General features: G+C 34.1%; 17 protein-coding genes. 13 read left to right on the top strand and 4 right to left on the bottom strand.

Translation table 11 applies throughout. From position 1 onward, the window contains the following. Positions 1–13 precede the first annotated feature (13 nt). The 3 genes from AC5LW9_RS09180 (at position 14) to AC5LW9_RS09170 (ending at position 3,203) form a co-directional block, all read left to right on the top strand. Positions 14–679 (top strand): 4'-phosphopantetheinyl transferase family protein, encoded by a 666-nt coding sequence (locus tag AC5LW9_RS09180; RefSeq protein WP_198236748.1) that lies wholly within the window; start codon positions 14–16, stop codon positions 677–679. Between the two features lie 86 nt (positions 680–765). After that, positions 766–2,166 carry a hypothetical protein gene (locus AC5LW9_RS09175; RefSeq protein WP_493455718.1) on the top strand — a complete coding sequence of 467 codons (1,401 nt, stop codon included), beginning with the start codon at positions 766–768 and terminating at the stop codon, positions 2,164–2,166. A 17-nt stretch (positions 2,167–2,183) separates the two neighbouring features. Then, on the top strand, positions 2,184–3,203 hold the full coding sequence (locus tag AC5LW9_RS09170; protein WP_086327369.1) for an SPFH domain-containing protein: 1,020 nt from the start codon (positions 2,184–2,186) through the stop codon (positions 3,201–3,203). Positions 3,204–3,382: 179 nt separating this feature from the next. Here the strand turns inward: AC5LW9_RS09170 and AC5LW9_RS09165 are convergent, their stop codons facing one another. Beyond that, entirely contained in the window at positions 3,383–3,655 is a 273-nt protein-coding gene (locus AC5LW9_RS09165; protein WP_493455717.1) for a beta-xylosidase family glycoside hydrolase, read from the bottom strand. A gap of 567 nt (positions 3,656–4,222) precedes the next feature. After that, a complete protein-coding gene (locus AC5LW9_RS09160) occupies positions 4,223–5,635 on the bottom strand; it encodes an EmmdR/YeeO family multidrug/toxin efflux MATE transporter (RefSeq protein ID WP_144091217.1) in 1,413 nt (470 codons plus the stop codon). A gap of 403 nt (positions 5,636–6,038) precedes the next feature. On the opposite strand from AC5LW9_RS09160, the gene AC5LW9_RS09155 reads away from it, so the two are divergent. From AC5LW9_RS09155 to AC5LW9_RS09120, 8 genes are all read left to right on the top strand, one after another. Next, the gene (locus AC5LW9_RS09155; RefSeq protein ID WP_065739022.1) at positions 6,039–6,758 is read left to right on the top strand and encodes an epoxyqueuosine reductase QueH; all 720 of its coding nucleotides are present in this window, start codon (positions 6,039–6,041) and stop codon (positions 6,756–6,758) included. Between the two features lie 194 nt (positions 6,759–6,952). Further along, on the top strand, positions 6,953–11,230 hold the full coding sequence (locus tag AC5LW9_RS09150; protein ID WP_493455716.1) for an acyl-CoA dehydratase activase-related protein: 4,278 nt from the start codon (positions 6,953–6,955) through the stop codon (positions 11,228–11,230). Between the two features lie 73 nt (positions 11,231–11,303). After that, complete coding sequence (locus tag AC5LW9_RS09145) at positions 11,304–11,912, top strand: CDP-alcohol phosphatidyltransferase family protein (protein WP_493455715.1); 609 nt, start codon at positions 11,304–11,306, stop codon at positions 11,910–11,912. Between the two features lie 14 nt (positions 11,913–11,926). After that, complete coding sequence (locus tag AC5LW9_RS09140; RefSeq protein WP_198228251.1) at positions 11,927–13,681, top strand: bifunctional alpha/beta hydrolase/class I SAM-dependent methyltransferase; 1,755 nt, start codon at positions 11,927–11,929, stop codon at positions 13,679–13,681. A 12-nt stretch (positions 13,682–13,693) separates the two neighbouring features. Further along, positions 13,694–15,031 (top strand): phosphatase PAP2/dual specificity phosphatase family protein, encoded by a 1,338-nt coding sequence (locus tag AC5LW9_RS09135; RefSeq protein ID WP_081301772.1) that lies wholly within the window; start codon positions 13,694–13,696, stop codon positions 15,029–15,031. Further along, positions 15,015–15,491, top strand: coding sequence for a hypothetical protein (locus tag AC5LW9_RS09130; protein WP_198228252.1), 477 nt, complete (start codon positions 15,015–15,017; stop codon positions 15,489–15,491). The genes AC5LW9_RS09135 and AC5LW9_RS09130 overlap by 17 nt, the downstream gene beginning before the upstream one ends. A gap of 58 nt (positions 15,492–15,549) precedes the next feature. Next, positions 15,550–16,488: a phosphatidate cytidylyltransferase gene (locus tag AC5LW9_RS09125; protein WP_198228253.1), complete on the top strand. Its 939-nt coding sequence runs from the start codon at positions 15,550–15,552 to the stop codon at positions 16,486–16,488. Positions 16,489–16,624: 136 nt separating this feature from the next. Then, the gene (locus AC5LW9_RS09120) at positions 16,625–16,888 is read left to right on the top strand and encodes an HPr family phosphocarrier protein (protein ID WP_039126254.1); all 264 of its coding nucleotides are present in this window, start codon (positions 16,625–16,627) and stop codon (positions 16,886–16,888) included. A 123-nt stretch (positions 16,889–17,011) separates the two neighbouring features. Here the strand turns inward: AC5LW9_RS09120 and AC5LW9_RS09115 are convergent, their stop codons facing one another. After that, the gene (locus tag AC5LW9_RS09115; RefSeq protein ID WP_198228254.1) at positions 17,012–18,394 is read right to left on the bottom strand and encodes an APC family permease; all 1,383 of its coding nucleotides are present in this window, start codon (positions 18,392–18,394) and stop codon (positions 17,012–17,014) included. A 361-nt stretch (positions 18,395–18,755) separates the two neighbouring features. Between AC5LW9_RS09115 and AC5LW9_RS09110 the strand changes: the two genes are divergently transcribed. Beyond that, the gene (locus AC5LW9_RS09110; RefSeq protein WP_493455714.1) at positions 18,756–19,190 is read left to right on the top strand and encodes a PTS sugar transporter subunit IIA; all 435 of its coding nucleotides are present in this window, start codon (positions 18,756–18,758) and stop codon (positions 19,188–19,190) included. Further along, positions 19,183–20,574, top strand: coding sequence for a PTS fructose transporter subunit IIC (locus tag AC5LW9_RS09105; RefSeq protein WP_144091228.1), 1,392 nt, complete (start codon positions 19,183–19,185; stop codon positions 20,572–20,574). The genes AC5LW9_RS09110 and AC5LW9_RS09105 overlap by 8 nt, the downstream gene beginning before the upstream one ends. A 48-nt stretch (positions 20,575–20,622) precedes the next feature. On the opposite strand, the gene AC5LW9_RS09100 is transcribed toward AC5LW9_RS09105, so the two are convergent. Then, positions 20,623–22,314: an amidohydrolase gene (locus AC5LW9_RS09100; protein WP_493455713.1), complete on the bottom strand. Its 1,692-nt coding sequence runs from the start codon at positions 22,312–22,314 to the stop codon at positions 20,623–20,625. Positions 22,315–22,418 lie beyond the last annotated feature (104 nt).

Below are 22,418 nucleotides of genomic sequence, written 5' to 3'. Positions count from 1 at the left end.
TTAGGTAAAGATAATGAACTTCATTTATTTAGCGAATATCAATAACCTATCATGGTCTGTTCTACAAGATCAAAAAAAAATACTTAGCCACTCCGCGCAGTTAGATATCGAGAAATTCAGATTTGAGCAAGATAAATGCCGCAGTTTAGTTGGTAAAATGTTGTTGCTCTATTCTTTACAATGTCATGAACAATTTCAACAATCCCACTTACCCATCATTGATTATGGTCTTTATCGAAAGCCATTTATTCATTCAATAAAAGGACATTTTAATATTTCACATTCTCATGATTGGGTTGCTTGTGTATACAGTAGTAATGGTGAAGTTGGCATTGATATTGAACATGTTAAACCCATCAATATTATTGATTATAAGGATGTTATGACAGAAAATGAGTACCAAAGAGCACTTAATAATCCAAATTTTGACTTCTTTCAATTATGGACATTAAAAGAAGCAATTATGAAAGCTCAAGGGCAGGGATTCTATCTCTCACCATCTTCGTTTGAGTTACCGTTCCCTTTTTATAATGATGAGATTGTAGAAATTAACCACACACGTTGGTTTGTTTATAGTCAAAGCTTTGCCAATGAATATAAGTTGTCGTTGGCTTCTTTATATCCAATCGTTGAAAATGTACAAGTCATTCCATTGCAACTCGATCAATTTTGGCAGTAATTAATTATTAAAGTGACACTTAATTATAAAATAGATAAAATAGCAAAAATTATACATTTATAAAATAACAATTAGAGTAAATCGGAATGGCAAAGCAAATTAAAGTAATAAAATGTCCAAATTGCGGCAGTATAGAAAAAACGGAAATAAAACCTGAACATTATCGTTGTGAAAATTGTAATACCGAATATTTTTTAGATAGTGATGATATAAATGTAAATGTTAAATATCATAATCAGAATCAGAATAGTACACAAACAAATTATCTTGATGAAGCTAACATTAAATCAATTATTATTATTGTTGCATGTATCGTTGTTGCTATCGTTTTCGGTAGTTTGATTTCAATATTCTTTAAATCAAAATCCTATTCGAATAATTCATATTCAAATCCTCCTGTAACTCATACAACAAAATCAACAAAGAGTGATACAACCTTACCTGCTGAGACAAAAAATAGTGTCAAAGAAGTTAATTATCATTATTGTTCATTAACGGCAGTTGAGAACAAACCTTTCATTATTAGTATTGCTCAACGAAAATACAGCCAATCAAGCCAAAGTAAATACTTTTTTGTTGTTCATGATTTGCTTGCTAATAAAATTATTCAAGAAAGTGAAATTGCAGATTTAAAATTGGATAATTTTGGGAACGTAAAATGGGATTCCTATGATTTTACTCAAGATAAAACTTATCTAACAGCAGGAAAACGATCCGCTTTCCTACTTGATAAAAAGAAACTTACTTTGACGGAAGTAACCTCATCATTATTAGAAAATTACCCTCAATACAATACGGGTATCGCATCGATTAATATTACCACTGCTCAAAGTACAAGAGGTGCTCGTGTTTTCCATATACTTACTGATGATGGGCAAAAAATTTATTATTTTCCAATTCAGGACAAAGCTTATGTCGATAATAACGATTTTTACATGGCACTTAAGAACTTTGATCAAGTAAATGATAGCAGTGAACATACGGCTTTTAGCTTTGCTCAACGATATGATAAAGATTTTAAATTAATTAAATTCACCTATGTCAGCCCTGATGGCAAAAGTTATTATACCTTTACTTCAGCTGATGTAGGCGATGAAAGAACAGATGGTTCTGGTAAATTCACTGATGAGGCAAGTGCTTATAACATTGATAATACTTTTTATCGAAATTCTAAATATCGATTAGTTTCTCATCAAAATTTAACGCCTAACAGATTATATTTTAGCCCTGAAATTGTTTATTTTGACGATACTTCATTAATCATAAAAACTAAAGCGAGTGCGAGCCCTGATTCACATTACAATTACCAAAGACTTGATACAAACACAGGCAAAGTATTGTGGACACTATCGGAAGATAAGATTAGGATTAAAGAGGTCACTCATTTAAATGATAATTTTATTGCTAAACAAAACTGTGATAAATATGCAATTATTAGTTCCGATGGAACGATTTCAAAAGAAATAACATTAACTCAAGAAAAATAAAATATAAGGTAATCTAAATGGCTTTAGGCAATTTTTTTAAAAGACAATTAAAAACAGTCATAGAATGGACAAACCAAGAGCCGGATGTCTTATTCTATGAGTTTCCAACCCCAACAAGCGAAATAAAAAATGCCAGTAAACTCATTATTAATCCTGGGCAAGGTTGTATTTTAGTTTACAAAGGCGAAGTAATTGATGTAATTATCAAATCGGGGATTTACGAACTTTCAACATCAAACCATCCATTTATTACGAACTTGGTGAAAATATTACAGAGTTTTGAAAGTGAAAATAAACTGCATGTTTACTTTTTCCGATTAGCTAGCTTAGTTGATCAGAAATGGGGAACGGCAACACCAATTAAGTATGTTGATAGTGTATATCAATTTCCAATTGAGCTTGGTGCTTATGGTACCTATTCGATCAAAATTGAGCATGCTGGGCTGTTTTTCAAAGAAATTGTTGGAACCAACTCAATTTATACAGCAAAAGATCTTAATAAGTTGATGATGTCACGTATTATACCTACCATCTCATCACAGCTAGCGACTGAAAGTTATTCATATCAAAATATAGATTCTCAGTTAATTATGTTATCTCAACAAATTAAAGATAATCTCCAAGTTCCTTTTACTAAATTAGGTCTTGTTTTGGATGATTTTCAAGTTGAAGCAACATCGTTTAATCAAGAAACATTGGATCGAATCAATAGAATTGCCGATTCAAGAACTGACGCATTAGCAGCTAAAGAAGTTGGCTTGAATTATGTTGAACACGAAAAACTTAAAGCTCTACGTGATGCTGCACAAAATGAAGGTGGACTTGCTGGAGCTGGTTTACAAATCGGTGCGGGTGTGGAGTTAGCTAAATCGTTTGATCTAAACAATACCAATACGGCTTCAACAGCGAATAATACAGCAAATAGTAATGAAGAAATCATCAAGCAATTAAAACAACTGAAAGAGCTAGCGGATGCTGGGATTTTAACCCAAGAGGAGTTTACTGCGAAAAAAGCGCAATTGCTTGAAAAGATTTAAAAAATGATGTAACAGAAATTTATTAGTTTGTTGATAATTGTTTATTTTACCAAAACAGATATAAGTTAAAATTAAGAATAGATGTGATTATTCATTTAAACTTAATCAATATCAAGAAATTGCTCAATTCATCAATATGTTATTGAGCAATTTTTCTAACCAATTAGTTATCTATTTTATCAAATATTCGAATTCATACTTACCGTTGGTTGTCTTGCTAGAGTTGAGGCAAAAATACCAACTTTGGCACCTACCCATTTCCCTCTACCTGCGGCAAAATTACGCGTTATTTTTATCCATTGATTATCTTGTTTGGCATAATAAAATTGGCAAATCCCCTTGAGTCCAACATCAACTTTAAATTGGCAAACAGATATACTGAGTTGAGTAATTTCTTCTTGATATTCATCAACGATACCTGAATCTTTTATCCATCTGTAACGATAGCACAAAATATATTTGTCATGGTTGAAGATAATGGTCAGTGCTGCCGCATAACGTTCACCATAGATAATTAAATACTCACCAATTTAAACCGCATTATTTACGAAAGTTTCTATCCTAATTATGATTTTCAACACTTTTTTGTCTAACTAGTAAATCTTTTGGGATTTTTTCCATCATTTTGTCATTTCATTTATAAAAATTAACCACCGAAGTAACAAGTAAGAAAAATTATCATTAAAAATAGTAATAAATAGGAAATAATCAGTTTGTGGAACAAGAGAGGTGGGTAAAGTTGATCTATGAGCTAATTAGATTACTATCATTTGATACTAATTGTTATTGTTCTTTGCTAATCAAATATTTATGTGATGGTTAAAAGAATAATTTTAAATAATTATAGTAAGATTATAACTATTGGATTCAATAAATCTGATATGCCGACAAAATAGAGATCGTCGTTTCTGAAATATTTGAATTATTCAATAAGTTATTTTTATCAATATGTTATGTGTTGAGCTTAATTGCATTTAATTCATCTTTATACAATGATTTGCTTTGTTTAAATTATTCAACTAGATTCTTTGCTTGTGACGCCATAGCCATTTGCCACTGATTAATCGTTGATAGAAGAATATACTTCTAATAATCCAATCTAAAAACATACCAAACCAAACACCAAAAACACCAAAGCCGAGGTATACACCAAAAATATAGCCCACTACAATTCGGCACATCCACATACTGCCAATGGCTACCCACATGGTGTAGCTGGCATCTTTTGCACCTTTAAAACCATAAGGCAAGACAAAAGAAGATGCCCAAAATGGGGTGAATAAAGCATTTAACCAAAGTAAATGTTTAGATATTTGAATAACCTCTTGATTATCGGTATACATTGAGCTTAATAGACCCGCAAATGGGACGGATAGAAACGCCAAAAAACACAATAATATATTGGTCAAATGGAAGATAAATTTCAGTTGTCTGGTCGGTTGATAGGTTTGTCCCATTCCAAGTCGTTTACCCACTATAATGGTCGATGTCGATCCCAGTGTTCCTCCTGGTAAATTCAGTAATCCAGCAATCGAAAAGGCAATGAAATTAGCTGCTATGGTTGAGGTTCCCATACCGGCTACAAAAGTTTGAGTCAATAATTTGCCAATATTAAACATCACGGATTCAACACTTGCTGGGATACCAATGCTCAGAATATCAATAAGAATTTTCGCATTGAACGAGTGAAAATAGCTTCTAAATGGTATAAATAGTGCTCGACTCGGTTTGATCGTTAATACGATTAATATAAATATCATACCGCAGTAACGTGATGCCGTTAAACCAATGCCTGCACCAATAAAACCTAAACCCTCCCAATTAAATACACCATAAATCAATACGTAACTTATTGATAAATTCAATATATTCATAATGATGTTTAAATACATTGGTAGTTTAGTATTACCTGCACCTCTTAATGCACCACAACCCACTAAGATAAAAGCTAATGCAGGATAACCTAATACAGTTAATTTAAGAAAGGTTAAAGTAAGTTCTTTGACTTTTGGTTCAGCTTTTCCAGCGATGATTTCAACAATCCAATAGCCTGAAAATTCTACAAAAACAAAAAGTAAAAGTGAGATTATTATCAGTAAAGTGATGGATTGTCGTGCCGCTGAAACTGCTTTTTTTCGATTGTGACGCCCTAAACTGAAAGCAACTACAACGGACGTTCCTAGTGCGACAGCCATAAAAAAGGACATAATAATCATATTAAAGCTTTCCGCCATACCGACGGCAGCCATTTCAGCATTACCAATCCAACTTACAAGAAAAGTACTGAAAATTCCCATCAATATGACCGATAGGTTTTCAATAAAAATTGGCATGGCTAAGGGGAAAATCTCACGCCAAAGCAAAACATTGTTTGAATGTCTTTTTTGGTATAATTGTGATTTTTTTAAGCGATCAACTAATTGAACATTCAATTTAAAGCCTAAATTTGTCCATAAAATTTTGCAGATATTATAACTCTTTTATTTAATAAAAATGAACTTATGTTTTAAAAATAAACTTTATTAATATAATACTGTTAACTAAAAAATTAATCATTTAAAGTCATTGCGAAATTTGATGTATTATTAAAAAATGGACAGTAAAAAGGCTATTGATAAAATAAATTGATTCAGCTCTGAAACAATAGTCATTATTATCTTATCGTGGTTAAATTTTAGTATTAATTAAACCATATAAAAAAATTTGTCAAAAAGTTTGAGGAGAAGCATATGTTTCAGTATAAAAATTCACATACTTTTCTTGAATGGTGATTTATATAACTATATTATAGCGAGCTTTAAAGACTTTGATCACCAAAATAATAAATGAGTCCTTATGTTAATTAATGCTAAAGATATTCTCGAAAAATTAAACCCACATAATAAAATCAATTATGACTCGGTACTTAAAGAAGTTATTGCCGATTGGCAATCTGGATCCATTCGTCCTAAATTATTAATTCATAGCTGCTGTGCCCCTTGTAGCACATATGTTTTGGAGTATTTGGCACAGTATGCAGATATTACTATCTATTTTGCTAATTCAAATATTCATCCTCGTGTTGAGTATGAATACCGGAGTGTAGTACAGCAAAAATTTATTGCTGATTTTAATGAAAAGACAGGCAACAATGTTCAGTTTTTAGAAGCACCTTATCAACCCGCTGAATTTATTAAACAAGTTGAACATCTGCGTGATGCTCCGGAAGGCGGTGAACGTTGCCATCTCTGTTATAAAATGCGTTTGGATTTAGCTGCAATCAAAGCTCAAGAATTGGGATTCGATTATTTTGCCAGTGCTTTAACACTCAGTCCTAAAAAGAACAGTCAAAAAATTAATCAACTTGGTTTTGAAATTCAAGAAATTTTTTCAGTTAATTATCTACCTTCCGATTTTAAAAAAAATAATGGTTATAAGCGTTCAATAGAACTTTGCAAAGAATATGATGTATACCGGCAGTGCTATTGTGGTTGTATTTTTGCAGCTAAAGCCCAAGGTGTCGATTTAAAAAATGTGATAGCTATTGCTAAACAAGGATTAGAAAAACAAGCTTAATTTTTCAATAATTGATATAACTATACTGAAACGTAGCCTTAACCTGAAACTTTTTGACAAAACTGACATTTTTACAGAATAAAAATACTAAACTAGCATAGTAAATAGTTAAAGTATTTAGCTATAATATTGTTACTATAAATAAAATTTATAGTGAAGCGCGGCTGTTTGATTTTACAATGTGTGAGTTTATTATGACAAAAAAGTATAGATTAGGATTGGATGTTGGTTCTACAACTGCAAAATGTGTTGTGCTTGATGAGCATGATAATTTTGTTTACACCAATTATGTACGTCATAATACCCATATTGTAACAACAGTGCTTGAATTACTGAATGAAATCAAACAAAAGTTGGGTAATGATATTCATTTATCGGTAAAAGTAACGGGTTCTGCTGGAATGGGTATTTCAGAGAAAGCCGATATTGCTTTTATACAAGAGGTTGTAGCCGCTTCTGAAGTGGTGCAGCGCAAATATCCGGAAGTACGAACTTTAATCGATATTGGCGGTGAAGATAGCAAAATGATTTTCTTCTTCCCTGATCGTTCACCTGATATTCGCATGAATGGCAGTTGTGCAGGGGGAACAGGGGCATTTATTGATCAGATGGCAACTTTGCTTAATATTCCAATTCAACAATTTGATCAACTTGCTCAAAATCATACCCAAATTTTTCCTATTGCTTCCCGCTGTGGCGTATTTGCCAAAACCGATGTTCAAAATCTAATCAGTCGCAACGTTTCCAAAGAAAATATTGCCTATTCTGTTTTACATGCTGTTTGTATTCAGCTCGTTAATACTTTAGCTCGTGGCTATGATATTGTGCCGAAAGTTATGTTAATTGGTGGGCCATTTTCCTTTATTCCAACCTTAGGCAAGGCGACTTTAGAGACATTAAAATTAGCAGAAGATCAAATCGTTAAAACTGACCATCCGACATTATTATCCGCGTGGGGAGCTGCAATTCATCTTATTGAGCGAACCGAACTTTCACTTGATGATTTTATTAATCGATTAAATTCCTCAACTAAAATCATAGCTAATCAATCTTTTCGATTAAAACCATTATTTAATGAATCATTATCTTTTAATGATTGGAAAAAACAGCGTAAATATATTCAAATTCCACGTTTAAATTTAGCCGATTACCAAAAAGAATACGCTTTTTTAGGCATTGATAGTGGTTCAACAACGACTAAAATTACACTCATCAGTGAAGATAACGAGCTTCTTTTTACTCATTATGCTCCTAATAATGGTCACTCTATTAGTGCTTTAATTAAAGGGTTAACCCTATTAAAAGATGAAATTGTTGCATCAGGTAAACAAATTGTCATTGCTCGCACTGGCGTAACAGGATATGGCGAAGAACTTTTAAAAGCTGCTTTTGCATTTGATGATGGATTGGTTGAAACCATGGCGCATTTCGCTGCCGCTAAACATATTGATCCAAACGTAAGTTTTGTTATGGATATTGGCGGACAGGATATGAAAGCGATCTTTATCGCTAATGGAGTTGTCAATCATATTGAGCTTAATGAAGCATGTTCATCAGGTTGTGGATCTTTTATTGAAACTTTTGCTAAATCACTTAATTCCAATACGATCGATTTTGCTGACGCGGCTTGCAATTCGTCCAATCCCTGTGATTTAGGGACACGTTGCACCGTTTTTATGAACTCTAAAGTAAAACAAGCTTTGCGTGAAAATGCGACCATGGGGGACATTTCAGCCGGACTGGCCTTTTCGGTCATTAAAAATGCCATTCATAAAGTGCTTAAACTCCATGATATGCGTAAGTTAGGTAATAATATCGTGGTACAAGGTGGGACTTTTAAAAACCCAGCGGTATTTAGAGCATTAGAACAATTAACAGGAGCACAAATTACCAGTTCTAATATTCCTGAATTAATGGGCGCCTATGGAAGTGCATTAGTTGCAAAAAATCATTACCAACAAAAGCCCGTTTTATCCCAGTTCATAGGGTTAGACCAGCTTCATAAAGCTGAAGATAACAAAGCCAAACCTTCACGTTGTAAAGGGTGTGAAAATAAATGCGATATTATGATTTATCGTTTTGCAAATGGGCAACGTTATTATTCAGGAAATAAATGTGAAAGATTCTTAAGTAATAATCAATACAAAGACAACAGTTCATTTAATATGCTCGATTACAAAAACGAACTGTTATTTGAACGTGCTAACACCCCTAATCCGAATGCTGAAATCAATATTGGTATTCCACGAGTATTAGGTCAGTATGAGAATTTTCCTTTTTGGCACACATTATTAACGCAAAGTGGCATTAATGTCATACTTTCGCCTTATTCCACTCAGGCTATTTACGAAAAGGGTGCGGGTACGGTAATGTCTGATAGTATCTGCTTCCCTGCCAAATTAGTGCATGGGCATATTATGGAACTTATTGAGCAGAAAGTAGATCGTATCTTTATGCCAATGGTTATGTTTGAGTCTGCTCAATTTGATAATTCGGTTAATAATTATAATTGCCCAATTGTAAGTAGTTATGCTGAAGTTGTTCACAGTGCGATTAATCCCGAAAATAAATATAATGTGCCCCTTGATTATCCTGTTATCAACTTTACTGATATCCAATTACTGAAAAAAGGTTGTATTAATTATTTAACATCCCTAGGAATCACGAAAAAAGTGGCGGAACATGCCTTTTCCCATGCGTTGATCGCTCAGTCAGAATATAAAAAATCGCTCTATAATAAAGCGGTTGAAATAGTCAACAATGCTAAGCAAACAGGTCGTTATGTGTTTATTTTAGGGGGACGACCTTATCATAGTGACAGTTTAATTAACCATAAAACTCCTGAAATTTTAAACGCACTAGGTTGTGATGTAATTACTGAAGATTCGGTATTAGGTGCCATTAATCAATTATCTCCAGAATTGCAAATTTGTTCACAGTGGAGTTATCCAAATCGTTTATATGCTGCAGCTTCTTTTGTTGCTGAGCAACCTAATAATGTGCAATTTGTTCAACTTAACTCATTCGGGTGTGGTCCTGATGCAATTGTTACTGACGAATGTAAAGCAATATTAGAATCTAAAGGCAAAACTTGCACGGTAATTCGTGTTGATGAAATCACTGCGACAGGATCGGTCAGATTACGATTACGCTCTATTATTGAATCGATGCGCATGAATCAACAGCAACCATTAATAAAAGTGGAGCGTAAAAAAACGGCTATTTTTAGTAAACAAGATAAGAAACGTCGAACAATTTTAGCGCCGTTCATTTCTGATTTTTATTCACCTTTATTACCGCCTATTTTTGCTTTATCCGGTTATAAACTCGAAACTTTGCCTAAACCAGATAAAAGTTCAGTTGAGTGGGGACTAAAATATTGTAATAACGAAATTTGTTATCCTGCGACCATTATTGTGGGTGATATTGTTAAGGCATTACGTTCTGGAAAATACAATCGTGAAGAGGTCGCAGTAGGCATTACGCAAACAGGTGGGCAGTGCAGGGCAAGTAGCTATTTATCATTAATTAAAAAAGCGATGATCAGTAATGGTTTTGATGATATTCCAATTATTTCACTTAGTACGGGTAATATGAGTCAAGATGAACAACCTGGATTTAAAATTAATTGGCTCAAAACATTACCTATTAGCTTTTTTTCTATATTGTTTGCTGATTCACTATCCAAAATGTACTATGCCATAGCGCCAAGGGCAAAAGTAAAACAACAAGCGAATCAACTTAAAGAACTCTATACTCGAAAATTACAACAACTGATTAATCAAAAGAAAGGGTCACGCTCAATATTTGCGCTATTAGCCGATGCAGTTAAACATTTTAATCAAATTGAAGTTGTAAATAATAAAGATTGTCCTCAAATCGGTATTGTTGGAGAAATCTACGTCAAGTATAACAACTTTGGTAATCAACATAGTGTTGAATGGTTAATAGATCAGGGTATCGAGCCAGTTATTCCACCTATGATTGAATTTTTTGCACAATGTTTTGTCAACCATGATAGTAATGTGGATAATCATTTAGTATCAAAAACCTATCATTCTTATTTAATGTATTTTTTTGAAAAAATAGCACAACGTTATATCGATAAAACTAATAAAATTTTATCGACTTTCAAATATTATCAACCGTTCCATAATATTCGCGATATTTCTAAGAAAGCTAAGCAGATCCTTAATTTATCCAATCAATTTGGTGAGGGATGGTTGATACCAGCTGGCATCATGACTTTTGCTGAATATGGAATTAACAATGTTATTAGCTTGCAACCATTTGGTTGTATTGCCAATCATGTGGTATCAAAAGGTGTTGAAAAGCGTATGCGTGATCTTAATCCTAAACTTAATTTATTGTATTTAGATTTTGACGATGGCGCAGGTGAAGTAAATGTGCTTAACCGTTTGCACTTTATGGTAAGTTCATTAAAGTATTCACAGCTACAACGAATTGTGTAATAAAAACTATAGGGTTAGTTTATTTTACTTTATTAAATTAACTAAACTGTAGGTTAATTTTTTAGGATCGATTGTGATATCAATTTACCAATTAAAACCCAAATTCCAATCACTACTGCGCCCGTATGTGAATAGGCTCTACAATGCCAATATAACGGCTAATCAAGTGACAGTTTCAGCTTGCTTGGGATCAATTTTTGTATCTTTTATTGTCGGTTTGCTTTCATCTTATCAATGGATTTTTTGCGTCATTCCCATTTGGATGTTGATTCGTATGGCTCTTAATGCCATTGATGGTATGTTGGCACGTGAATTTAATCAAAAAACGCATTTAGGAGCTTATTTAAATGAAATTGGAGATGTTATTTCCGATAGTGCGTTAGTATTGGTTTTTACACAACTCGATAATGTTAGTAACTATTTAGTTATATTGGTTATTTTGCTCTCTTTTTTAACGGAATATACGGGTGTTTTAGGTGTGATGATTGGCGCGTCAAGGCGCTATGATGGCCCTATGGGCAAAAGTGATCGTGCTTTTGTCTTTGGGATAATTAGTTTAGGCATTGGAATTTATCAATTACCGTTAGATTGGATTGATCCATTGTTATGGATCGTTAATTTTTTACTAATATACACTGTGATTAATCGGATTCGAAAAGGTCTGCAAGAAACACAAAAATGAAAAAAGGAAATAATATGCGTGATCAACAACAAAAAACTTTTATAAGTCACGATGGCTGTCAATTATTTTATCGTTATTGGCCAGCAGTTGATAGCAGTGATGGACTTTCTTCAAAAGCGATTGTGCTTTTTCATCGCGGTCATGAACATTCAGGTCGTGTTGCTCATCTTGCTGATGAATTGAATCTACCCGATTATCAGATCTTTGCTTGGGATGCGAGAGGTAATGGTCAATCAGAAGGTGAGCGAGGTGATGCGCCTAATTTTGCAACGTTAATTAAAGATGCTAACTGCTTTATTGAACATATTTTGCAAGAATACCATTTAAAACATCAAGATATTGCCGTTATTGCCCAAAGTGTTGGGGCAGTGATTGCTTCTGCATGGGTACACGACTATGTGCCTAATATTCGTGCGTTGGTGTTGGGGTCTCCTGCATTTAATGTCAAGCTTTATGTACCATTCGCTGTACCTGGATTGAAATTACTATACAACTTAAAAGGTAATTTTTTTGTTAATAGTTACGTTAAATCTAATTTATTAACTCATGATGCTGAGCGAGCGAATTCATTTACCCAAGATCCGTTAATTACTAGACCAATATCAGTTAGATTACTTTTAGATCTTTATACCGTATCTGACCGAATTGTTAAAGATGCTAATGCCATTACCGTTCCGACCCAATTACTTGTTTCGGGATCAGATTATGTGGTAAAACGTAAACCACAAAAAAGATTCTATGAAAATTTGGGTACCCAGCAAAAAGAATTTCATATTTTACCAAAATTTTATCATGATACTTTTGGTGAAAAAGATCGCCAAATCGCTATCGACAGGGCAAGACGATTTATTATTGGCTGTTTTGAAAACACTCCTAGTGTGCCATCACTCGTTAATGCTGATCTTGTTGGTTATACAAGGCAAGAGAAAGACACTTTAGTAATGCCGCCAACAGGCTTGATTAAACCTTTATATTGGCGGTTTGTTAAAGCCATTTTAAAATATGCAAGTAGAGTTTCAAATGGTATTAAACTCGGTTTCGATACTGGTTTTGATTCAGGGAGTACCTTAGATTATATCTATCGTAATGAACCGACAGGAAATTCTAAGCTCGGGCAGTTTTTGGATTATATTTATTTACAATCCATTGGTTGGCGGGGCATTCGTCAACGCAAAATCCATCTTGAAGCGATCTTAAAACAAGCGGTTAACCAACTACAACAACAAAATAAAGCTGTTAACATCGTTGATATTGCGGCGGGACATGGTCGTTATATTCTTGAAACCGTTAATCAAATAGCTCATAAACCTGATTCGGTACTATTGCGAGATTATAGTGATATTAATATTCGTGATGGGCAAAAATTAATTGATGAACTTGGTTTAACAAACTTTGTTCGTTTTGAAAAAGGAGATGCATTTAATCGGCAACAATTAGCTGAATTAACACCTCAACCAACATTAGCAGTAGTTTCAGGGTTATATGAATTATTCGATGATAATGCTTTATTACGTGAATCTCTATCTGGTTTAGCGGATGTTATACCTGAAGGGGGGTATTTAATCTATACCAATCAACCTTGGCATCCTCAATTAGAGTTTATAGCCCGTGCTTTGACCTCGCATCGTGATGGGCAACCGTGGGTTATGCGCAGACGCACTCAATTGGAAATGGATCAATTGGTTGCTGCTGCTGGATTCAAAAAAATAGATATGTGTATCGATCAATGGGGTATTTTTACAGTATCACTGGCGCAAAGAATTAAATAGTCGTTGGTCCATATGCAAAAACTAAAATTTGGAGCGTTAATCTATTATAAATTTGCTTTATTAGCTGGATTATCAATATTCTTTTTTACCAGTTATAACTTAACTAACTGGTTTACTGCAAATCGCTCTGATGTGGGGAGTTTGGTATTCAGTTGGGAATCCTCAACTCCATTATGGGCTTGGACAATTGTGCCTTATTGGTCCATTGATTTCATGTATGGTTTAGCCATTTTATTGGCCAGTTCTAAGCAATCACTTAAAATTTTATGTTTAAGGCTTTTTTCGGCGCAAATTATTTGTATTACTTGTTTTTTGATTTTCCCTCTAAAATTTAGTTTCGAACGCCCCCATCTTGATGGTTTTTTAGGTTTATGGTTTGATGTTTTAATGGGTTTTGACAAACCCTTCAATCAGGCTCCTTCCTTACACATTACTTTACTGGTGATCTTGTGGCAGTTTTATAAGAGTTATTTAAAATCAAAATTTACTCAATTGCTTCTACATGGTTGGTGTTTATTAATTGCCTTATCTGTTTTAACAACGTGGCAACATCATTTTTTTGATGTTCCAACAGGATTATGGGCAGGTTGTTTTTGTATTTGGTTATGGCCAGAAAATGGAATAGCTCCTTTAAAAAGTAAATCATACCCTAAGCAATATACTTGGAGCGGCATTTACTTCCTACTATTTTTATTATCATTAAGTTTAGCTATATATATTGGTGGGGTTGGACTTTGGCTATTGTGGGTCGCGGGGGCTTTTGGATTAGTATCAGCCAATTACTTGGTATTTGGAGCAACAGGTTTTCAAAAACAAGCTAATGGACATTTTACGCTCGCGGTAGCAATTTTATATTTACCTTATTTTGCAATTATGTGGCTTAATTCCCGTTTATGGACTTTAAAAAACAAACCAGCAGATTTTATTATGGACAATGTCTATTTAGGGCGGATTGCTTCGCAAAACACTTTGCAAATTAAACCTATTAATTCAGTTGTTGATCTCTGTGCAGAATTACCAATTGGACAATTTAATGGTTATTACAGTTTGATTCCAGTACTTGATATGACACCTTTGTCCATTGAGCAGTGTCAACGAGTAGCCGAAAAAATCGATCAATTTCAAAAGCAAGGTTCTGTCTTGGTCTGTTGTGCATTAGGTTATTCGCGTAGTGCAACAGCCGTAATCGCATGGTTATTATTGACCAAAAGAGCGACTAATGTCGAAGAAGCAATAACCAAAGTGAAAACGGGTCGTAGTTCGGTCGTTATTTCCTCCAAGCAACAAGCCGTGTTAATCAATTGGTTTAATAGGATTCAAAAAGGAAGCCGCAGTGGTAAATTCGAATAAAGCTAAAATAACTGAAAATATCAATCAAACAGTTTTAGTAACATTTAATCATTTTCTTATTATAAGTCATCAATTAGAGGTTTTTTCGCGATTACTGACATTGATAGCCTTGTTTTTTGGGTTAATGGCTAGTTGGGTCTTAAATTCTGTTTTATTGACAAGTTACAGTTTAGTCAGCTTTTTGGTTGGATTAATCAGTCAATATTATGCACTACGTATAGCCTTTGATAAAAAACTATTTGATTATCTAGCCACCAAATACGATCAGTTTCCTGATGTTTTAGATGAATTAGATAATGCCTTATTGCAATTGAATTTAAAAAAATCGAAACAACAACCATTGCGCTCAATCGAAGATCGTCAAAAAGGGACATTGAAATTATTCAAAAAACAGATTTTCCTAATTAGTATGCAGCTAATTTTAGCAATAGTGACAGTTATTTTGGGTATTTCGAATTAACTTTCTGATTAAATTAAAAATTATCACACATATAATAACAAACAATATGGAGGAAAACATGTCTAGTTATCAACGCGATGGTTTATTATTGTTTGTTGGTATAGGTGTATTGTTGATTGTAGCGTCTACGATTGGTTGGTTGTTGAAACGACGTATGAAAAGCCCAAATAGTGTTATTGATAATTTAAACAAACGCATTAATGCTTGGTGGGTGATGGTTGCTATTTTTGCCATCGCAATTTTTTTGGGAAAATTTACCGTAATTATTCTCTTTTTTATTGCATCAGGTATAGCTCTGCGTGAGTTTCTAACATTAACGCCCATAACCCGTTATGATTATTGGCCTTTACTTTTTGCTTATTTCATTGTGTTACCATTGCAATATATCTTAGTTGCCGTGTCGTGGTATGAGTTATTTTGTATCTTTATTCCTATTTATGGGTTTCTATTTTTAGCTATTTTGGCGGCAATTACTGGATCGGCTCATAATTTCTTAGCAAGAATAGCTGAAGTGCAATGGGGATTGATGATTACCGTCTACAGCATATCTTTCATACCTGCATTGATTATTTTACCCATCGATCACTATCAAGACCGCAATTTATTGTTGATTGCTTTTCTTGTATTTGTTGTTGAACTATCAGATGTCTTACAGTATGTATTTGGTAAGCTATTTGGTAAACATTCGATTAGCCCTAATTTATCACCATCCAAGACTGTTGAGGGCTTTATTGGCGGTATTTTTTCGGCTAGTTTGATAGGTGCATGTTTATGGTGGGTAACGCCTTTTAGCTTTATTCAAGCTGGTTTAATTTCACTCATGATTACCTTGCTTGGATTTTTAGGTGGATTGGTTATGTCGGCAATTAAACGCGATAGAGGTGTAAAGGATTGGGGGAAGCTTATTAGCGGTCATGGTGGTGTGCTGGATCGTTTAGATTCTATCTGTTTTGCGGCACCTATATTTTTTCATGTTGTGCGATATTATTGGGTATGATTATAAATCCGATTAAGAAAAGCAGAAAGATAATATAAATTGCAAAAAAATTTGCATATAAAAAAGAGCAAAAAAATTCAATTTATGATATAAATACTGAAATGTATTAACTTAAGATATATAGAAGGACAATAATATGTTAAAAGAACAAATGGTAGTAAAAAATTCGACTGGATTACACGCCCGCCCAGTAACAACACTTGTAAAACTAGCAGGTCGTTATAAATCAACAATCGAACTTGTTTACAATGACAAAGCGATTAAAATGAAAAGTATGATGGGTTTATTAGGCGCTGGCGTTAAAGGTGGCTCTACTGTTGAAATCATTTGTGATGGTGAAGACGAACAAGCTGCAATGGATGAAATCCGTGAATTATTTGCTACAGGTTTTGGTGAGTAATTAATTGATAAATTAATTAAATTAACATCAAAAAATTATTATTCCGTCGACTTAAGTCGACGGAATTGTTTTAAAAGGGCATTAACTAAATACTTTCAAGTAGACCTATTTTAAAAGATTACTTTAATCTTTAATGATTGAATTCAATTCATGATGATCAATCGATGGCAATAACTTAGTAAAACCTTTGGTCAAATAGACTAAATAACAAAATCCAATCGCTAACCAAACTAAGCCAACAATCATCGCAGTCTCATCAAGGCTGGTCCATAGCCATAACGAAAGTAATACACCAATTGCTGGTAATACACCATATTTAAATAACACTTTTGCTGTTTTCGTTTTGATATCCCATAGATAACTTTTAATTACACATAAATTAACAAATGTGAAAGCAACTAAAGCACCAAAGCTAATCATTGAAACAACCAAACTAAGATCTAATACCAATGATAACAATGAAAAACAAGCCACAAATAATATTGATAAATAAGGTGTTCTAAAACGAGGGTGGATTTTAAAGAAAATCTGTTTAGGCAATACACCCTCGCGACCCATCGCATAAAATATTCTTGATACACTGGTTTGTGCTGTCATTGCTGATGCAAAAACACCGGTTAGGTAAGCAGATTGGAAAAAGTTATACATAAAATCATTTCCATACTTACCAAGTATCTCTTTTAAATTACTTATAGAATCTACTTTACGCATTACATCCAAGCTAGCGATATCTTTATTAGAAGCAAAATCTGTCCAGTTAGGATAGGCTAAATGAGCACTATACGAAACAACTAAAAATATACTTCCCGCAATAAGAACCGTCCATATAATGGCTCTTGGTAATGATTTTTGTGCATCATTTGATTCTTCCGCCAGTGTCGCGATAGCATCAAAACCCAAAAAGGCAAGACATAATATTGCTGCGCCAGACATTAATCCGCTAAAATCACCTGCATTAACAGCCAAAGGTTTTATCATTGCTTCTGGTGTTAAACTTACATTGGTTAAAGTTAAGAAAATAAATAATCCAATAAAAAACATTTGAATAATAATCAAAGTAAAGTTCACTGAATTAATTAATTTAATCCCTAAGTAATTTAACAAGCTGACACTACATAATGAACCAAGCACAAATACATAAGCAGGTATGCTTGGGAAAGCTTCATTAAGATAGATGCCCAAAACCAAATAATTTAATATTGGTAAAAATAGATAATCAAGAATTTGCGCCCATCCCACTAAAAAACCAATTCTTCCACCAAATGTATGTTGTACATACGAATAGGCAGAACCAGCAATAGGTAGTTTATTTGCCATACGACAATAACTTAATGCTGTAAAAAAGATCATTGCTAGAGTGATAACATAGGCTATAGGTAAGTGTCCATTACTGGCAACGGTAACTTCCCCATAAGTGGTAAAGATCCCTAAAGGAACCATATAAGCTAAACCAAATGCAATTAATGCAGGTGTGGTTAAAACTCGTTTCATTTTTATTGCGGACATGACTAATTTTGCTCCTCTGTCCCAAAAAACAATAAAAAACTACTAAGTATAGTTTTGCCTTTTTTACCCGCTGAAAGCGGCAGGGAATTCTCCCACATTATTATAATTATGCAAGCTAATTTTTAGCTTATTAACATACAAGTGTGTAATTTTTGAGCTTGCTATTTTATAGGGAATTATTTTTCGTCATATCAACAAAAATCACACTTTGATAAAGTCAATTTAAGAGATACAGATTTTGTGATCTATATCTAATTATTTCTTTGTTTCAGGAGATGTCAGTATAAGGAAAACACGTTATATTTATTATAAATTGCAGATAATTTAATCTGTAAATACTTATCAATAGAAGGATATATTTATGACCTCAATTCCCGTTGTACCTGTTGAATTAACTAATGATGTAATAAAACAAAAATCATCAATCATTCAATTAATGGCTCAAAAAAGTCAAAATTATTTAACTGATGTTGAAAAATTTGTTGAGGATGTTATGGCACATGAACAAGAAATGGAAACGGATGTGTTACCCGATATTGCATTACCTCATGCTAAAAGTGGTGGCGTAAGTACCCCATTTATTGCAGTTGGCAAATATAGTGATGGTATTGTTTGGAACAATAATAATAAAGTTAAATTAATTGTAATGATTGGTGCTCAAGAACATGCCAATAAAGAACATTTAGCTATTATCGCTAAATTAGCAGCTAGTCTTGCTGATGATGATTTTATTGCTGAATTGTTAAATAGTGATATTCAAACCATTGCTTATAGGGTGAGAGGTATTTATGAATAATAAGAAAATTGTAGCCATTTGCGCCTGTACCGCAGGTATGGCGCATACCTATATTGCAAGACAAAAAATAACAAATGAAGCTAAAAAACGCGGTTGGGATTGCAAGGTTGAAACACAAGGTGCAGCAGGTGTTGAAAATGTTTTAACTGAACATGATCTTAAAAGTGCTGATGTCATTATATTGGCAACGGATATATCAATCGAAAATGCTGAGCGACTTGAGCCTTTTAAAAATATTATCAAAGTCAGTACGGGTGAAGCCGTTAAAAATACTGCCAATATTTTCAATAATGCAGAGCAAATGTCGACAAAAATTGTCAAAGATAATATTGGTACAGAAATTTTTAGAGCTTTAAATACGGGAATTAGCAAATTTTTACCAGTCATTATTGCATCAGGGATTCTCTTTTCAATTGTGTTAATGACGGGTGATGTTACTAACAATACCATTTTACCGAGCAATCAATTCTTTGCTGACCTTCAACAAGTTGCTTTCTATGGATTTGCAATGATGGTACCGGTTTTAGCTGCATATATGGCCTATTCAATTGGTGGTAACGCGGCCCTTGCTCCAGCTTTCATTATGGGGTATGTCGTTAATAATCCAATTGGTGTCAATAATGTTAGTACTGGATTTATCGGAGCCATGATTTTTGGGATTTTAATTGGTTATTTCGTTAAATGGTTTAAAACAATCAAAGTGCATCCCGTTATTGCGTCAGTAATGCCTGTTATGATCATTCCAACGGTAACACTATTGGTAATGGCGCCAATCTATATTTATGGCTTATCTTACCCACTGGATTGGTTTGTAAAAGCCATGGTTGCAACCTTAAAAGGGATGTCACAAGTCAATGCGGCATTTTTAGGGATTGGTATTGGGATATTGGCTGCTTTAGATATGGGGGGGCCATGCAGTAAAGCTGCAACAGCGTTTACTTTAGCCGCAATGGCTGAGGGTGTTTATGGGCCTAATGGGGTTTTCCGTATGTGCTGTGCGATCCCACCTTTAGGACTGGCTATTTCTTCATTAATTGTTTCACGATCCAAATACAGTAAAGAAGAAAAAGAGTTTGGTATTACGGCATTTTTCTTATCATTAGCCGGTATTACTGAAGGTGCCATTCCATTTGCAGCCAAAGATCCAAAACGGGTAATCATTGCTATAGTTGTGGGTACTGCTATTGCAGGGATGTTGGGGATGATCAGTGGTATAGACTCATTAGTTGCTTTTGGAGGACTTGTTGCTTTAGGTGGGGTAACAAAAGGCGCAATGTGGTATGTTATTGATATGTTTATTGGCGCATTGATTATCGCTGCGATCTTGCACTTCACTAAGAAAGCTCCAGTAGAAACGGAGCAAGTCATTGAGAGTGAATCATAAAATAAGTTACACCGTCAATTATGGCGGTGTAACAGTTTATCAATCCATTTATAATGATTTATCTTGTTGATAGACTACTTTACCACCGACAATCGTTGTCAAAACTTTTACATTTTGCATATCCGTCGCGGCAATGATAAACGGATTGCGATCTAAAATGATAAGATCTGCAAATTTACCTTTTTCAATCGAACCAATATATTCATCTTGTTTCAATATATAAGCCGCACCAATGGTGGCACAACGTAATACCTCTTTAGCGGTTAAATTACGGTCGCTATTTAATCGTGGATGATCGGCATCGATTTGTCTGGTCATAGCAATTTGAAAATCATACCATTCATTTAATGGATCAATCGGCCAATCACTACCAAAAGCACAATGAACGCCTGCATCGATATACTGTCCATGAGCTTCTAAACCATGATAGCGATCTTCACCAAAAAGAGTTTGATATTGTTCAACCATGGCTGAGCTGCATCCTGCCCATTGGAATGAAAAGACCACACCAGTATTTAACTGTTTGTATCTAGCAAATTGATGTGCAGCGCTTAACTCATTGTGCGCTGTACTTGGACGAATATCGGCATCGGGTAATACTTTTCGCATCTTCTCAATTGCATTAAGCACGACTTCAATTGCGCCTTCCCCAACAGTATGCATATGAGGGTGGAACCCCGCTTTGGACGATTCTAAAATCAAAGCATCTAACATTTCGATGGAATAATAGAGATCGCCGTAACGATCTTTTTCATCGGTTAAATTATAAGGTTTAAGTAAACGAGCGGTCATCAAAGGTTGTTGCATTACCCCATCAACGAATAACTTAACATGTGACACCTTGATACCTGGTTTTGGTTGCCAGTTTTTATCATCATAACGAGCAGCAAATTGTTTTACTTTATTGATTACACTAGGGATATCTTCAATAGATGAAACATCATCAGGTGGAAGCTCATGAGCACCAAATAAACGAATGGTTAATTGGCCTTGTTTTTGTAATTGTAAAAAAGCATCGGCTTGCGTATGAGTGATTCGGGCATCCATAACCGCAGTAACGCCTTGTTTGTTTAATTCGGTTTGTGATAATTTAGCAACATTAACCGCTTGCTCGTCCGTTAATTTAGATATACTATCAAAGGCACGCATGGCAGGGGCATCTTCTAAGATACCATTTAATTCGCCATCAGCAGTACGGCCGATTTTGCCATCGGTAGGTTCTGGCGTATTCCTATCTAAGCCAAATTTTTCTAATGCAGTGCTATTGGCAACCAAGGTATGGCAATCATTTGAAAAAAGAATTACTGGGCGTGAAGTGTTAAGACGATCAAGATCGAAACGAGTGATATCAGTCCCTACGGGAAGAACTTCTTGTCTTAGCCAACCTCGTACTTGCAGCCAATGGTTATTGTGATTTGTAGAATCTTTATCTAAGTATTGTTGAATAATTGCTAAAGTATCATCAATGGTTAAACTTTGATAATTTAAATTACATGAGGATAGTTGCATTCCTCCCCAAAAAGTATGTAAATGTGAATCGATGATCCCAGGCATCATGGTTTTGCCTTTTAGATCATAAATGGTTGTTTGGTTATCAACATAGTTCTGGTTATTTATTTCTTGTGTACTACCGGTTGCAATAATATAGCCATTTTTAATGGCAATAGCTTCACAAACAGTGTCTTGTTTGTCAGCGGTGTAAATATAGCCATTAACATAAATAACATCAGCTTTAGCCATTATAAGTGATTCCTCAAAATAAAGATCGAAATTAAAGCTGAACGATAACAGATTTATAAAAAATTTGTCAAATGCAATAATTTTCTTTATTGTGTGAGCAGATT

Source organism: Gilliamella sp. LMG 34360 (assembly GCF_984568995.1).
Note: the sequence above shows the minus strand (reverse complement) of the source record. Positions and strands in the feature narration are given on the sequence as shown.

Excerpts from the sequence above, each read along its gene's own strand:
- AC5LW9_RS09180 (WP_198236748.1), top strand. The coding sequence starts at position 14 with ATGAACTTCATTTATTTAGCGAATATCAATAACCTATCATGGTCTGTT.
- AC5LW9_RS09175 (WP_493455718.1), top strand. The coding sequence starts at position 766 with ATGGCAAAGCAAATTAAAGTAATAAAATGTCCAAATTGCGGCAGTATA.
- AC5LW9_RS09170 (WP_086327369.1), top strand. The coding sequence starts at position 2,184 with ATGGCTTTAGGCAATTTTTTTAAAAGACAATTAAAAACAGTCATAGAA.
- AC5LW9_RS09155 (WP_065739022.1), top strand. The coding sequence starts at position 6,039 with ATGTTAATTAATGCTAAAGATATTCTCGAAAAATTAAACCCACATAAT.
- AC5LW9_RS09150 (WP_493455716.1), top strand. The coding sequence starts at position 6,953 with ATGACAAAAAAGTATAGATTAGGATTGGATGTTGGTTCTACAACTGCA.
- AC5LW9_RS09140 (WP_198228251.1), top strand. The coding sequence starts at position 11,927 with ATGCGTGATCAACAACAAAAAACTTTTATAAGTCACGATGGCTGTCAA.
- AC5LW9_RS09135 (WP_081301772.1), top strand. The coding sequence starts at position 13,694 with ATGCAAAAACTAAAATTTGGAGCGTTAATCTATTATAAATTTGCTTTA.
- AC5LW9_RS09125 (WP_198228253.1), top strand. The coding sequence starts at position 15,550 with ATGTCTAGTTATCAACGCGATGGTTTATTATTGTTTGTTGGTATAGGT.
- AC5LW9_RS09120 (WP_039126254.1), top strand. The coding sequence starts at position 16,625 with ATGTTAAAAGAACAAATGGTAGTAAAAAATTCGACTGGATTACACGCC.
- AC5LW9_RS09115 (WP_198228254.1), bottom strand. The coding sequence starts at position 18,394 with ATGTCCGCAATAAAAATGAAACGAGTTTTAACCACACCTGCATTAATT.
- AC5LW9_RS09110 (WP_493455714.1), top strand. The coding sequence starts at position 18,756 with ATGACCTCAATTCCCGTTGTACCTGTTGAATTAACTAATGATGTAATA.
- AC5LW9_RS09105 (WP_144091228.1), top strand. The coding sequence starts at position 19,183 with ATGAATAATAAGAAAATTGTAGCCATTTGCGCCTGTACCGCAGGTATG.
- AC5LW9_RS09100 (WP_493455713.1), bottom strand. The coding sequence starts at position 22,314 with ATGGCTAAAGCTGATGTTATTTATGTTAATGGCTATATTTACACCGCT.